Genomic DNA, 13191 nt, shown 5'->3' on the forward strand with positions numbered 1-13191 from the left:
CATGACCTCGATCGATCTGAACGCCGACCTCGGCGAGGGCTTCGGCCGCTGGCAGCTCACCGACGACGAGCGGCTGCTGTCCGTCGTCACCAGCGCCAACGTGGCCTGCGGGTTCCACGCCGGGGACGCGGTCACCATGCGGCGGGTCTGCGAGCTGGCGGCCGCGCGCGGGGTGCGGATCGGCGCCCAGGTCTCCTACCGGGACCTGGCCGGGTTCGGGCGGCGCGCCATGGACGTGCCGTCCGCCGAGCTGACGGCCGAGGTGGCCTACCAGATCGGCGCCCTGGAGGTCTTCGCCCGGGCGGCGGGCACGCGCGTGTCCTACGTCAAGCCGCATGGCGCGCTCTACAACCGGGTCGTCCACGACGAGGAGCAGGCCGCGGCGGTCGTCGAGGGCGTGCTCCTCGCCGACGCCACGCTGCCTGTCCTCGGCCTGCCCGGTTCACGCCTCCTGGCGGCCGCCGGCAAGGCGGGCCTTGAAGCCGTGCCGGAGGCCTTCGCGGACCGCGCGTACACCGACGCGGGCACGCTCGTGCCGCGCGGCCAGGAGGGCGCGGTGATCACCGATCCCGAGGCGGTCGTGGCCCGCTCGCTGGGCCTGGCCCGGGACCGCGCGGTCACGGCCCGCTCCGGTGCCCGCGTGGAGGTCGAGGCCCGCTCCCTGTGCCTGCACGGCGACACACCGGGCGCGGTGGACCTGGCCCGCCGGGTCCGGGAACGCCTGGAGTCCTCCGGCGTCCGGGTGGAGGCGTTCGTATGAGGACCCTCTCCGTCGGCGACGGCGCCCTGCTCGTGGAGGTGGCCTCGGGCGAGGAGGCCCAGGCGCTCCACGCCGAGCTGGTGCGCCGCCGCGCGGAGGGCTCGCTGACGGTCCGCGAGATCGTCCCCGCGGCCCGCACGGTCCTCCTCGACGGCCTCGCCGACCCGGCCCGACTGGCCGCCGAACTCACCGCCTCCAAAGTGCCGCCCGCTCCCCCGCGCGCGCGGGAGGCGATCGAACTCCCGGTGCGTTACGACGGCCCGGACCTGGCCGACGTGGCCGCGCACTGGGGCGTCTCGCCCGAGGAGGTGGCCCGCGTCCACTCCGGCACCGAGTTCACGGTCGCCTTCTGCGGGTTCGCGCCCGGCTTCGGCTACCTCACCGGCCTGCCCGCCCGCTACGACGTGCCGCGCCGGGCCACCCCGCGCACGGCCGTCCCGGCGGGCTCGGTGGGGCTGGCGGGCCCGTACACCGGCGTCTACCCGCGCTCCTCGCCGGGCGGCTGGCAGCTCATCGGGACCACGGACGCCGTCCTGTGGGACCACGCGCGCGTGCCGGCGGCGCTGCTGTCGCCGGGGACGCGCGTGCGCTTCGTGAGGTCGACATGAGCGACCGCGCCCTCTCCGTCGTCCGGGCCGGTGCCCTGACCACCGTCCAGGACCGGGGCCGCCCCGGCCACGCCCATCTCGGGGTCCCCCGCTCGGGCGCCCTGGACGGTCCGGCGGCCGACCTCGCCAACCGGCTGGTCGGCAACCGCCCCGAGGCGGCCGTCCTGGAGACCACCCTCAACGGCTGTGCGCTGCGCCCCCGTTCGACGGTCACCGTGGCCGTCACGGGCGCCCCCTGCCGGATCACGGTGGACGGCCGCCCGGCGGCCTGGGGCGCACCGGTGCACGTGCCGGCCGGAGCACTGCTGACCGTGGGAACGGCCGTGTCGGGACTGCGCGGTTACGTGGCCGTCTCGGGCGGGATCACCGTGGAAGCGGTCCTGGGCAGCCGCTCCACCGACCTTCTGTCGGGCCTGGGCCCGCCTCCTCTCACCGACGGCGCGGTGCTCCCTCTGGGCACACCGGGACCGCTCCACACGCGTGTGGACACCGCCCCGCAGCCCGCGCCGCCCTCGGAGCTCGTCCTCCGCGTCACGCTGGGCCCCCGAGCCGACTGGTTCACCCCGGAAGCGGTACGGGCCTTCACCTCCCGTACCTTCCAGGTGTCCTCGGAGAGCAACCGCATCGGCCTGCGCACGGAGGGACCTGCCCTGGAGCGGGCCCGGCCCGGCGAACTGCCCAGCGAGGGAATGGTCTTGGGCGCGGTCCAGGTCCCGCCGAACGGCCGGCCGGTGGTCTTCCTCGCCGACCACCCGACCACCGGCGGCTACCCGGTGATCGGAGTGGTCCGCGAGACGGACCTCCCGGCAGCGGCCCAGGCGGTCCCGGGAATCCCGGTGCGTTTCGTGGCGGTACGACGCCACCGACCCGCCTAGGGGGCTGGGCTACGGGAGACCGGACACCCGGCCACACCGCACCGGGCGCCGACAGCGCCCCGGGAATCCCGGTCCGGTTCGTGGCCGTACGACGCCACCGACTCGCCTAGAGGGCTGGGCTACGGGAGACCGGACACCCGGCCACACCGCACCGGGCGCTGGGAGCGGCATCCGCACCGGACGGGCCTCACAGCAGCGCCCGCACCGGCATCGGCCGGCTCCTACAGAGACGCCCACCCACGCCGACCCTTACAGAGGCACCCGCACCAGCCCCGCAACGGCACCCGCCCCCGCGGCCCCGCTCAAGCCGCCTCAACCCCCCGCTCCCCCACGGACAGCGCCGCCAGTGCCGCGGACACCGCGCTGGCCGTCCGCAGGTCGAGCCGTGCGCTGGTGCCCCGCGCGCGGTGCCGCATCTCGTCGACGGCCAACGTCACCAACTGGGGCAGCAGATCGGTGCACCGCCGCGCCACCCACCCCGTCCCCGCCGTGGCCAGCCACCACAGGCTCGCCGACGTCGCGGGCGCGGGGGACCGCGGCTCGGCCGAGGGGGCGACCCCGGTCGCGATCCCCCGCTCGGCCAGCAACGCGTGGAACCGCACGGCCAGTTGCCGATGCCCCCGCTCCCCGGGATGCAGCCGGTCCGCGCTCCACATCGCACGGTCGGTGGTCCAACTCCCCTGCGCCGCGTGCAGATGCACCGCCCCGTACCGCTCGGACAGCGCGTGCACCACCGTGTTCACCGCCCGCTGCCGCCGGGCCAGCGGACGTGCCAGCGCGCCGGGCAGCCCGAGCATCGTGCCCGGGTCGGGCAGGCACGCCGTGAGCAGGACGGCGCCCTGTCCGGTGAACGCCGCGTACACCGCGTCGAGCCGCGCGGCCACGGCGTGGATGTCGAACGTGCAGCGCAGGGTGTCGTTGACACCGACCAGGACCGAGACGACGTCCGGCCGCAGCGCCAGCCCCACGGGCATCTGCCGCTCGACCACGTCCCGCGTCTGCGCCCCGCTCACCGCGAGCTTGGTGAACTCCACGGTCTCGGCGAGCCCGTCGGCGAGCAGCGCGGCCCAGCCCCGCCGGCCCTCGCCCACGGGATCGCCCACGCCCTCGGACAGTGAGTCACCGAGGGCGACGAAGCGCACGGCTCTCACGACGCACCCCCGCTCATGCCACGCCCCCCGGCACGGAACGCCGTTCGAGGACCTCCGCGTCGTGCGCGGCGAGGAACGCCCGGACCGCCGTGTCCCACCCGAAGCACTCCGCACGCGCGCGTGCGGTCTCGCGGCGCTCGTCCTCCGGGCGGTCCAGCAGCAGGTCCACGGCGTCCGCGAAGGCCGCTCCCCGGTCGGCGGCGACGGCCCCGGCCGAGCCGATGACCTCCGGCAGCGCGGAGGAGGCGCTCACCACCACCGGCGTGCCGCACGCCATGGCCTCCAGCGCGGCGAGCCCGAAGGTCTCCGCGGGTCCGGGGGCCAGGCACACGTCCGCGGAGGCCTGGAGGGCGCCGAGCAGCCCCCGGTCGGAGACGTGCCCGAGGAAGGTGACCGGCAGCCGCCGTTCCCGGACCCGCTGTTCCAGGCGCGGCCGCAGCGGCCCGTCCCCCGCCACCACCAGCACCGCCCGCCTGCCTCGGCGCACGAGGGACTCCAGGGCGTTCAGGGCCGTGCCGGGCCGCTTCTCGACGGACAGCCGGGTGCAGGTCACGAGGAGGGTCTCGGCCTCCCGCGCGTATCGGGCCCGCAGCCCCGCGTCGCGCAGCGCCGGGCGCCGCTCGACCAGGTCGACGCCCAGCGGGGCCCGTACGACATTGCGGGCGCCGATCCGCACGAACTCCCGCTCGGCGAACTCGGTGGTGCACACCACGCGCGCGTAGGCGTGTGCCGTACGGATGTTGAGGGCGTCGGCGACCCGTCGGGCGGTGCCCTCCGGCAGGCCCCAGGTGCGCAGGACGCCGTCGGCGGTCTCGTGGGAGACCATCACGGCGGGGACGCGGGCCCGCCGGGCCCAGGTGCCGGTCCACCGCAGGGTCGTGCGGTCGGAGACCTCCAGGCGGTCGGGGGCGAGTGCCTCCAGGAGCCGGGCCACGCGCCGCCTGTCGGTGAGCACGCGGTAGCCGCCGGTGCCGGGCAGCAGCGGACCGGGCAGGGTGATGATCCGGCCCTGCTCGGTCGCCCGGTCGCTCGTGCGGTCGCCGGGCACGATGAGCACGGGCTCGTGCCCGGCCGCCCGGTAGCCCCTGCCGAGCTCGCGCAGGGCGGTGCGCAGGCCGCCGGAGGCGGGAGCGACGAAGTTGGCGAGGCGGACGATCCGCAGCGGCCGCCCGCTCATGCCGCCACCGCCGTCTTCCGGCCGCTGAGCACGGCGGTGTAGTGGCCGATCAGCCGGTCGCCGACGGCCGCCCAGGTGCGCCCCTCGACCGTGGCCCGCGCGGCGGCGCCGAACGAGGCGCGCGTGCCGGGGCCGGCCGCCAGGGACCGCACGGCGTCCCGTACGGCGGCCGGGTCGCGCGGCGGGACGAGGAGCCCGGTGCGCCCGTGGGCGACCAGGTCCAGCGGACCGCCGGCGGCGGGGGCGACGACGGGCACGCCGCTCGCCATGGCCTCCTGCACGGTCTGGCAGAAGGTCTCGAAGGGGCCGGTGTGCGCGAAGACGTCGAAGGAGGCGAAGATCCGGGCCAGTTCGTCACCCGTGCGACGGCCCAGGAAGACCGCGCCGGGCAGTGCCTGGTCCAGGTGGGGCCGGCTCGGCCCGTCCCCGACCACCACGACCTTGACGCCCTCCAGGCGGCACGTGTCGGCCAGCAGCTCGATGTGCTTCTCCGGTGCGAGCCGGCCGACGTATCCGACGATCACCTCGCCGTCCGGGGCGAGCCGGCTTCGCAGCGCCTCGTCACGCAGGCCGGGACGGAAGCGGACGGTGTCCACGCCCCGCGGCCACAGCTCGACCCGGGGCACGCCGTGTGCCTCCAGGTCGCGCAGGGACGCGCTCGACGGGGCGAGGGTGAGGTCGGCGGCGGCGTGGACGGAACGGATGCGGCGCCAGGCGGCGGCCTCGCCCGCGTGCACGTAGGTGCGGGCGTATCCGGCGAGGTCGGTCTGGTAGACGGCCACGGCGGGGATGCCGAGCCGGGCGGCGGCGGCCATGCCGCGGACGCCGAGGACGAAGGGGCTGGCCAGGTGGACGACGTCGGCGCGGTGCTCGGCGATCGCCGCGGCCACGCGCCTGCTGGGGAGGGCGACGCGGACCTGGGGGTAGCCCGGGAGGGGGAGGGAGGGAACACGGACGACGGGGCACGGCGCGAGGGCGTCCACGTCGGGCCCGGGGCCGGACGCGGTGGCCGGCGCGACGACGAGCGGGAGGTGACCGCGATCTACGAGGTGCCGGGCGGTCTGGAGCGCGCAGTGGGCCACGCCGTTCACATCGGGGGGAAAGGATTCGGTCACGATGACGACACGCATACGGGTGTTGTCGCCGCGCTGGACGTGCCCGCGTCAACGTGGATCTTTCCGGACGAGGAACGTCCCATGGCGTTCCGCTGCGCACCCGAGCAGGTCAGGCGGCGTCCATGCGCGCCTGACCCGCGGGTCGTCCCGAGTTCACCCGGCGGGTGCGGCGGGCCCCTGAGGCGCGCACCCGGGTCGGTCTCACATGGCCGGGGCGTCCGGTCCGATACGGCTGCGGACGGCCGTCTGGACCTCGGCCTCCTCGGCCGGGTCGGCGGCCAGCCGGCGCAGCCGCTCCACGACCCGGGCGTCACCGGTCTCGGCGTGCCGGGCGGCGATCTCGCGGGTGGTCTCCTCGCAGTCCCAGAGGCACTCGACGGCGAGGCCGGTGGCGAAGGAGGGGTCGGTGGCGGCGAGCGCACGGGCCGCGCGGCCGCGCAGGTGGGAGGAGGCGGTCTCGCGGTAGATGTGGCGCAGGACGGGCGCGGCGCAGGCGATGCCGAGCCGTCCGGTGCCGTCGACGAGGGTCCACAGGGTGGGCGCGTCGGGGCCCTCGCCCCGTACGGCCTCGCGCAGGGCCGCGAGCACGAGGTCCTTGTCCTGGGCCCCGCCCAGACAGGCGAGCATGCGTCCGGCGGCGGCGCCCAGCGGATCGGGCCGTCGGGCCCAGCCCCGCGCGCGGTCGACGGCGGCGATACTGCGCATGCGTTCGAACGAGTCGAGGGCGGCCTCCACGACGGCCGGGGAGCCGGTGACGACGGCGAGCTCGATCAGGTCGAAGGCGTCGGGATCATTGCTGTCGGCGAGGTAGCGCAGCGCGGTGGCCCGCGCCCCGTCGGTGCCGTCCTTCGCGGCCGCGAGGATGTCGGGGCGGTCCTCGGAGCCCGCGACGGCGGCCAGGCAGCGGGCGGCGGGCACATGCAGCGCGGCTCCCCGTTCGACGCCCTGCTGGGCCCATTCGAAGACGGCCTGCACGCTCCACCCGGGGCGGGGTCCGGCGGGTCGCATCTGGCGTTGCCAGCGGTCGAAACAGCCGGCCTCCTGAGCGGCACGCACCCGCGTGGAGACGGATTCACGGGGATCGTCGGCCCACAGCCGCCACGGCCGTGGTTCGAAGGCGTCCCGGACGGCGGCGGCCAGCTCGGCCTCGCCCTCGGGATCGGTCCCGAAGCGGGCGAGCACGGGCGCGGCGAGGGCGCGCAGACCGGCGTCGTCGTCCCGCAGCGCCAGTTCGTCCAGCGCCCAGGCCCAGTTGGAGCCCGAGGCGGCGTACCTGCGCAGCAGTTCGAGCGCGTCGCGCCTGCCGTAGGAGGCGAGGTGGCCGAGGACGGCGAGGGCGAGGCCCGTGCGGGACTCCTCGGTGTCGAAGACGTCGTCCACCTCGAAGAGGTGCGCCTCGATCTCGTCCAGTTCGCCGTTGAGGTCGAGGAAGAGACGGGCGTAGTACAGCGAGCGGTTCTCCACCTGCCAGTCGTGGCGGGGATCGCGCAGCACGCAGTGGTTCAGGGCCGCGAGCGCCTCGGCGCGCGGGGCGGTGAGCGCGTGCAGTGTGCCGTCGCCGCGGCCCCGCTGGAGCAGGCCGAGCAGCGTGCCGCTGGGCGCTATGACCGGATCGAACATGGGAAACAGCCTCACATCAAGCGTCGACGCAACCGGGGACGTGCATTACCTGGCCGCGTGACAACACGTCGGGGCGCCCGCCGTTTCCTGCTTGCTGTAAGCCATCTTCCTCTGCCTCTCGTCGGTGGCCCATGCGGACCCGCGTCACGGTCCGCGCGGTGCGGCATCACCTGCCCAACCATCACGTCCGTGAACCACGACGTCATGATGACTCGGCACTTCCGTCTGCCGCGACCGAAATTTCGGCGGCCTGGTACCGCCTCCCCCGTTGTCTGTGTTTTCGCTGGTCAGAACATGTGTGTCAGTGTGCGGCAAACAGTTCGAGCAGTTCTGTACGGCCGAACATGCGGGCGGTGTCGAGCGCCGAGGGGGTGCCCTCGGCCGGATCGGCGCCGCCTGCCAGCAGGGCCTCGATGACGTCCGCGGAGCCCTTGAAGACGGCCCCGGCGAGAGGCGTCTGCCCCCGGTCGTTGACCCCGCCGGCCGCCGCGCCGCGCTCGACGAGCGCGCGCACCGCGTCCGCGTGACCGTGGTAGGCGGCGAGCATCACGAGCGAGTCACCGCGGTCGTTGGTGAGGCCCGCCGGAACACCGGCGTCGACGTACGCCACGAGCGCCTCGGTCTGCCCCTGCCGGGCCAGATCGAAGATCTTGGTCGCCAGCTCCACGACCTCCGGGTCGGGGGCTTCAGTCATCGGCCGGACCGCCTCTCATGCAACCGTTCAGGTGAATCGCAAGGGTACTGGCTCGCGCGGCAGATGAGCCGAAGTGCCGGAGGTAAGGATCATCATGGCTCCACCAACTCGGTGAAATCGTGAAATATTCATCCATTTGCACCTTTTGTCGTATGGATACATGCTGTGATCCTGGAAGTACTCATGGTGACTGTCCCCACAACCAGGAGCACCGCAATGATCCTCTCCATCTCCGGTGTCGTACTGCTCGGCATCGTCGTCTTCATCTTCTTCCGCAAGGACGGGCTCAAGGCCTCACACGCCCTGATCTCGGCCCTGTTCGGCTTCTACCTGGCCAGCACGGCCATCGCCCCGAGCATCAAGGCCGGCGGCGAGAGCCTCGCGAGCCTCCTGGGCGGCATCAAGTTCTGACGCCGCCCGTCCCGTCCGTACGCACCACCAGGAGACAGCAGTGGCCCGCCGCCCCCTCCCCCGCATCCTGAGCACAGGCAGCGCCCAGATCGCCCGGAGCCGGGAGCTGGCCCGAACGGCGGCCGACAGCGCCACCGACGTCCTGCACCCCCTGATCACGATGACCCGTGGTCTGCGCCGACTGGCCTCGGCCGGGCGGCGCAGGTGGGCCGAGACCCCCAAGGACAAGCGCGGACCGCTGCTGTTCCTGGTGGCCTCGGTGGTCCTGGTCGTGGCGCTCGTGCCGTACGGCCCGCTGCTCGCCGTCATCAGCCTGATGGCGGCGGCAGCCCGGCAGGGCCGGGACCGCAAGCCGCCGGAGCCGGACGGACCCGACGAGTCGCAGACCCAGCGCCTCCAGTCGCTGTACGAAGCACTCGTCCCGTACTTCTCGGCGGCCGAGGACCCGGCCCCGCTGTACACACACGGCGGCGAGTGGGAGAAGGCCTTCCCCGCCTACGACTTCGACGCCACCGGCCGCATCACCCATCTGCTGGTCCGCTACCCGGCGTACTTCACCGACGGCGAGGCCGAGTCCCGGGCCCGCATCGAGCAGTTGCTGCACGCCAAGTCCGGCCGCGGTCGCGAGTACCACTTCGCCTGGGACGAGGAGGGCAACGAGCTCACGCTCACCGTCCTCGCCCCGCTCCCCACCGACATCGCCGCCCAGCGCTTCGTCACCGCCCCGGGCGAGACGGTCCTCGGCTTCACCGACCCCACCCAGGTCCAGCGCACCCTGCCGCTCGGCTACGGCGAGGGGCAGCGCGACGTCCCGCCGGTCGTCTGGCGCACCGGCATCCGCTCCACCGAGCCGCACCTGCTGGTCATGGGCCAGCCGGGCAGCGGCACCTCCACCCTGCTGCGTTCCGTCGCACTCCAGGCCCTCCAGTACGGCGACGTCGTCATCGTCGAGGGCGGCGGCACCGGCGAGTACGCGTGCCTGACCGGGCGGGACGGCGTCCTCGCGGTCGAGTGCGGCCTGGCCGGGACGCTGGCGAGCCTGGAGTGGGCGGCGACCGAGACGGAGCGCCGTCTGATCGCGGCCAACCGCGCCCGGCAGGCGGGCCATCCGCCGCCCGAGGACACCAAGCGCCCGCTGTGGATCCTCCTCGACCGCCCGAGCGTCTTCACCCACCTGGCGGCCGCCGAGGGCCGCAAGGATCCGCAGTCCCTGCTCCAGGTCCCCCTGCGGCACGGGCGCGCGGCGAACGTCACGGTGGTGGTGGCCGACCAGTTCGACAGCGCGGAGGCGCTGAGCGATCCGGTACGGCAGCACACACGCGCGCGTGTCGTGCTGGGGCCCGCGACGGCGGACCAGTTGGAGGCCTTCCTCGGGGCGCCTCCGCACACGACCCCGGTGACCGACGTTCCGCCCGGCCGGGGGTACGCCCGGCTCGGGACGGGACCGGTGCACCGCCTCCAGGTGCCGGCGACCCCTGACCCCTACGACGACGCGACGAGCGAGACGGACCGGCAGGCGGTGCTGGCACTGCTGCCGGAGCGGACGACCCCGGCCGACGCGGAGACCGTCCCGGACCCGGACCGGAAGCCACCGGCCGACGCGGAACCCGGCACGGAGCCCATCCCCACCGAAGCGGTGGTCGTGGAGGCGCAGTAGCCCTCGGAGCCGGTCGGCAGCGGGTGCGCCGCGCAGGTCGCCCCGCCCGCCGACCGGTCAGGCCACGAAGGTGCGCGGCGCCTCCCCGCCCCCGGAGCCGCCGTTCTCCACGATCCGCGCCGCCGCGGCCAGCCGCGCCGCGGCCTCGTCGGCCACCGCTCCCCCGACGGTGAACGGCAGCCGCACATACCCCTCGAAGGCGCCGTCGACGCCGAACCGCGGCCCCGACGGCACCCGCACGCCCACGCGCTCGCCGACCTCGGCCAGGCGCGACCCGGACAGGCCCCCGGCCCGCACCCAGAGCGTCAGGCCGCCCTGCGGCACCTCGAACTCCCAGGACGGCAGCTCCTTGCGCATCGCCGCCACGAGCGCGTCCCGGTTCTCCCGGGCCTGGCCGCGCCGCAGCTCGACCGCCTGTTCCCATCCCCCGGTGCTGAACAGCCAGTTCACGGCCAACTGCTCCAGGACCGGCGTCCCGAGGTCGGCGTAGGCGCGGGCCGCGACCAGGCTGCGGATCACGTCCGGTGCCCCCCGGACCCAGCCGATCCGCATCCCCGCCCAGAACGCCTTGCTGGCGGAGCCGACGGTGACCACGGTGGAGCCGGCCGGGTCGAAGGCGCACACCGGCCGCGGCATCGAGACGTCCTCGTCCAGCCACAGCTCGGTCATCGTCTCGTCCGCCACCAGCACGGTCCCCGCGGACCGCGCCGCCTCCACCAACTGCCGCCGCTGGTCCTCGCCGGCCAGCGCGCCCGTGGGGTTGTGGAAGTCGGCGACGACATAGGCGATCCGCGGCGCCGCGTCCCGCAGCACCTGCCGCCAGCGGTCGATGTCCCAGCCGGTCAGCCCCTCCGCCATCGCGACGGGCACCAGCCGGGCGCCCGCCTCCCGCATGAGCTGGAGGATGTTCGCGTAGGACGGGGACTCCACGGCGATGCGCTCGCCCCGGCCGCCGAACAGGTGGCAGATGGCGTCGATGGCTCCCATGGCGCCGGTCGTCACCATGATCTGCTCGGGCATGGTCGGGATGCCCCGCGCGGTGTACCGCTCGGCGATCATCGCGCGCAGGGCCGGAAGTCCCGCGGGGTAGTCGCCGTGCGTGTGGGCGTACGGCGGCAGCTCCTCCAGGGCGCCCTGCACCGCACGCGTCAGCCACGGCTCGGGCGCGGGCAGGGCCGCACAGCCCAGGTCGATCATCGAGCCGAGGGCCTCGGGCGGGAGGGGTTCGAGACCGCGCGCGGGCAGCGGGTTCCCGGCGGGTACGGCGGTCCAGCTTCCGGCGCCGCGCCGGGACTCCAGGAACCCCTCGGCCCGCAGCGCCTCGTAGGCCGCCGCCACGGTCGTACGGCTGACGGACAGGGACAGGGCCAGTTCGCGTTCGGCGGGGAGACGGGCGGCGACCGGCACGCGTCCTTCCAGGACCAGCAGGCGGATGCCGTCGGCGAGCGCGCGGTAGGCCGGTGGGCGGCGCGTGCCGGGCCCCGCGGGCCGGTCCTGCTGGGAGTTGAGCAGCCGGGCGAGCTGTGCCGCGCCCACCGCAGAAGTCCACTGCGCCACTGAAATCAGTCCACCTTCCCCGAATTGGCCATGGATGGTGTGTCATCCCAAGCCACAGGGTGTCATGCATCAGGCCACTACCACCACAGGGGGACCCGCCTTGTCCACGCAGAGCCGTCTGGCACGACGGTTGATCCAGTTGTACGTCGGACTCGCTCTGTACGGGACCAGCTCCGCGCTGCTCGTCGAGGCGGGCCTGGGGCTGGAGCCCTGGGGCGTGCTGCACCAGGGGCTCGCCGAGCTGACGGGACTGTCGATCGGTGTCGTGTCGATCATCGTGGGCGCGGTGGTGCTGCTCCTGTGGATCCCGCTGCGCCAGCGGCCGGGCCTCGGCACGGTGTCCAATGTCTTCGTGGTCGGCGTCGCCATGGACGCCACCCTCGCCGTGGTCCCCGACGTGGACGCACTCGCCGTACGGATCCCGCTCCTGCTCGCCGGGATCGCGCTCAACGGTGTGGCCACCGGCCTCTACATCGCCGCCAGCTTCGGTCCGGGCCCCCGGGACGGTCTGATGACCGGTCTGCACCGGCGCACGGGGCGCTCGATCCGGCTGATGCGGACCGCGGTCGAAGTGGCCGTGGTGGTCACGGGGTTCGTGCTCGGCGGCACCATCGGTGTGGGGACCGTCCTGTACGCGGTGTCGATCGGCCCGCTCGCCCAGGTCTTCCTGCGCGTGTTCGCCGTTCCCCCGGCATCCGACGGCAGCACGGTCGTTGCCGCCGGGCAACCGCGGGGAGCGATACTGCGTCCGTGACCTCGCCGATACGCCACCCCTACCTCGACCATCCCGGCCCCCTCCCCTTCGCCCATCGGGGCGGGGCGGCGGACGGCCTGGAGAACACCGCGTTCCAGTTCCGGCGGGCGGTCGAGGCGGGGTACCGGTACCTGGAGACCGACGTCCACGCCACCGCGGACGGCCGGCTGGTCGCCTTCCACGACACGACCCTGGACCGGGTGACCGACGGGGCGGGCCGGATAGCGGACCTGCCCTGGGCGGAGGTACGGCACGCGCGCGTGGCGGGCAAGGAACCGGTGCCGCTGTTCGAGGAGCTCTTGGAGGCCTTCCCCGAGGCGCGCTGGAACGTCGACGTCAAGGACGAGCCCGCCCTCCAGCCGCTGTTGGACCTCGTCGAACGCACCGGCGCCTGGGACCGGATCTGCGTCGGCTCCTTCTCCGAGGCGCGGGTGATGCGCGCCCAGCGGCTGGCCGGACCGCGCCTGGCGACGTCGTACGGCACCCGGGGTGTCCTCAACCTGCGGCTGCGGTCGTGGGGGGTCCCGGCGGCGCTGCGCCGCTCGGCCGTCGCCGCGCAGGTGCCCGAGGCCCAGTCCGGCATCCAGGTGGTCGACCACCGCTTCGTGCGCACCGCCCACGCGCGCGGCCTCCAGGTGCACGTGTGGACCGTCAACGAGCCCGATCGGATGCACCGGCTCCTGGACCTGGGAGTCGATGGCATCATGACCGATCACATCGACACACTGCGCAAGGTCATGGAGGACCGGGGCGTCTGGGTCTGACCCATGTCCGATCCGCCCGTCCCCCTGCCCGCGCACGGCACCTTCTCG

At 74.5% G+C, this 13191-nt stretch carries 13 protein-coding genes; 7 read left to right on the forward strand and 6 right to left on the reverse strand.

Annotation, left to right across the window (positions count from 1 at the left end; all coding sequences use genetic code 11):
• The first annotated feature begins 1 nt into the window (after nt 1).
• Genes ACZ66S_RS23610 through ACZ66S_RS23620 form a run of 3 tightly spaced genes read left to right on the forward strand, consistent with a single transcriptional unit; the run spans nt 2 to nt 2243 of the window.
• Nucleotides 2-760, forward strand: coding sequence for a LamB/YcsF family protein (locus tag ACZ66S_RS23610; RefSeq protein WP_469903511.1), 759 nt, complete (start codon nt 2-4; stop codon nt 758-760).
• Complete coding sequence (pxpB, locus tag ACZ66S_RS23615; RefSeq protein WP_469903512.1) at nt 757-1368, forward strand: 5-oxoprolinase subunit PxpB; 612 nt, start codon at nt 757-759, stop codon at nt 1366-1368. The genes ACZ66S_RS23610 and pxpB overlap by 4 nt, the downstream gene beginning before the upstream one ends.
• A complete protein-coding gene (locus ACZ66S_RS23620) occupies nt 1365-2243 on the forward strand; it encodes a 5-oxoprolinase subunit C family protein (protein ID WP_469903513.1) in 879 nt (292 codons plus the stop codon). Before pxpB ends, ACZ66S_RS23620 begins: the two co-directional genes overlap by 4 nt.
• Before the next feature lie 302 nt (nt 2244-2545).
• Here ACZ66S_RS23620 and ACZ66S_RS23625 read toward each other — a convergent pair whose 3' ends face one another.
• From ACZ66S_RS23625 to ACZ66S_RS23645, 5 genes are all read right to left on the reverse strand, one after another.
• On the reverse strand, nt 2546-3394 hold the full coding sequence (locus ACZ66S_RS23625; protein ID WP_469903514.1) for an SGNH/GDSL hydrolase family protein: 849 nt from the start codon (nt 3392-3394) through the stop codon (nt 2546-2548).
• Between the two features lie 13 nt (nt 3395-3407).
• Nucleotides 3408-4571, reverse strand: coding sequence for a glycosyltransferase (locus ACZ66S_RS23630; protein ID WP_469903515.1), 1164 nt, complete (start codon nt 4569-4571; stop codon nt 3408-3410).
• Complete coding sequence (locus ACZ66S_RS23635) at nt 4568-5701, reverse strand: glycosyltransferase family 4 protein (protein WP_469903516.1); 1134 nt, start codon at nt 5699-5701, stop codon at nt 4568-4570. Before ACZ66S_RS23635 ends, ACZ66S_RS23630 begins: the two co-directional genes overlap by 4 nt.
• A gap of 186 nt (nt 5702-5887) precedes the next feature.
• Nucleotides 5888-7306: a HEAT repeat domain-containing protein gene (locus tag ACZ66S_RS23640; protein ID WP_469903517.1), complete on the reverse strand. Its 1419-nt coding sequence runs from the start codon at nt 7304-7306 to the stop codon at nt 5888-5890.
• A 301-nt stretch (nt 7307-7607) separates the two neighbouring features.
• Nucleotides 7608-8000: an ankyrin repeat domain-containing protein gene (locus ACZ66S_RS23645; RefSeq protein ID WP_469903518.1), complete on the reverse strand. Its 393-nt coding sequence runs from the start codon at nt 7998-8000 to the stop codon at nt 7608-7610.
• A gap of 216 nt (nt 8001-8216) precedes the next feature.
• On the opposite strand from ACZ66S_RS23645, the gene ACZ66S_RS23650 reads away from it, so the two are divergent.
• A complete protein-coding gene (locus ACZ66S_RS23650; RefSeq protein ID WP_007380617.1) occupies nt 8217-8411 on the forward strand; it encodes a hypothetical protein in 195 nt (64 codons plus the stop codon).
• Nucleotides 8412-8451: 40 nt separating this feature from the next.
• Nucleotides 8452-10068, forward strand: coding sequence for a P-loop NTPase family protein (locus tag ACZ66S_RS23655; protein ID WP_469903519.1), 1617 nt, complete (start codon nt 8452-8454; stop codon nt 10066-10068).
• A gap of 57 nt (nt 10069-10125) precedes the next feature.
• Here ACZ66S_RS23655 and ACZ66S_RS23660 read toward each other — a convergent pair whose 3' ends face one another.
• Nucleotides 10126-11625, reverse strand: a complete 1500-nt coding sequence (locus ACZ66S_RS23660) for an SCO1417 family PLP biosynthesis transcription factor (protein WP_469903520.1) — start codon at nt 11623-11625, stop codon at nt 10126-10128.
• 64 nt (nt 11626-11689) lie between these two features.
• On the opposite strand from ACZ66S_RS23660, the gene yczE reads away from it, so the two are divergent.
• A complete protein-coding gene (yczE, locus tag ACZ66S_RS23665; protein ID WP_469903521.1) occupies nt 11690-12379 on the forward strand; it encodes a membrane protein YczE in 690 nt (229 codons plus the stop codon).
• Nucleotides 12376-13143 carry a glycerophosphodiester phosphodiesterase gene (locus ACZ66S_RS23670; RefSeq protein ID WP_469903522.1) on the forward strand — a complete coding sequence of 256 codons (768 nt, stop codon included), beginning with the start codon at nt 12376-12378 and terminating at the stop codon, nt 13141-13143. Before yczE ends, ACZ66S_RS23670 begins: the two co-directional genes overlap by 4 nt.
• The last annotated feature ends 48 nt before the right edge of the window (nt 13144-13191 follow it).

It is taken from the genome of Streptomyces sp. NPDC107471 (genome assembly GCF_055582845.1).